General features: G+C 65.1%; 1 protein-coding gene. It reads right to left on the bottom strand.

The features are described from left to right. Positions 1-74: 74 nt before the first annotated feature. A partial coding sequence (gene tuf, locus Q1A85_RS22925; RefSeq protein ID WP_299695401.1) for an elongation factor Tu occupies positions 75-956 on the bottom strand: 882 nt, incomplete at its 5' end.

The following is a 956-nucleotide window of genomic DNA, read 5'->3' as shown; positions in this document are numbered from 1 at the left end:
CGGGGGCATTCCCCCGCGCGACCTGTGTGCATCACCGTAGGGCGGGCTTCAGCCCGCCGCTGCGGTCAGGCACATTACTCCGTGATCTTGGACACCACGCCGGCGCCAACGGTGCGGCCGCCTTCGCGGATCGCAAAGCGCAGGCCGTTTTCCATCGCGATCGGCGCGATCAGCTCAACGCCAAACGACACGTTGTCACCCGGCATCACCATTTCGGTGCCCTCGGCCAGCTGAACCGTCCCCGTCACGTCCGTCGTGCGGAAGTAGAACTGCGGGCGGTAGTTGGCGAAGAACGGCGTGTGACGGCCACCCTCTTCCTTGGTCAGGATGTACGCCTCGGCTTCGAACTTGGTGTGGGGCGTCACCGAACCGGGCGCGCACAGCACCTGGCCACGCTCAACCGCCTCGCGGTCGATACCGCGCAGCAGCGCGCCGATGTTGTCGCCCGCTTCGCCACGATCCAGCAGCTTGCGGAACATCTCGACACCTGTGCAGGTCGTCTTCTGCGTGTCCTTGATGCCGACGATTTCGATCTCGTCACCCACGTTGATCACACCACGCTCCACACGGCCCGTCACAACCGTACCGCGGCCGGAGATCGAGAACACGTCCTCGACCGGCATCAGGAAGGGCTGGTCCACGGCGCGCTCGGGCGTCGGGATGTACTCGTCCACGGCCGCCATCAGTTCGCGGATCTTGTCTTCGCCGATATTGGCGTCACGGCCTTCCATCGCCGCCAGCGCGGAGCCCGCGATGATGGGCGTGTCGTCGCCGGGGTACTCGTAGCTGTCCAGCAGCTCGCGGACTTCCATTTCCACCAGTTCCAGCAGCTCTTCGTCGTCGACTTGGTCCACTTTGTTCATGAACACGACGATCTTGGGGATGCCCACCTGGCGGCCCAGCAGGATGTGCTCGCGCGTTTGCGGCATCGGGCCGTCGGCGGCGTTCACAACCAG

The sequence above is a fragment of the uncultured Tateyamaria sp. genome (assembly GCF_947503385.1).
Lineage (GTDB): Bacteria > Pseudomonadota > Alphaproteobacteria > Rhodobacterales > Rhodobacteraceae > Tateyamaria.
This window is presented reverse-complemented; position numbering and strand designations above follow the sequence as displayed.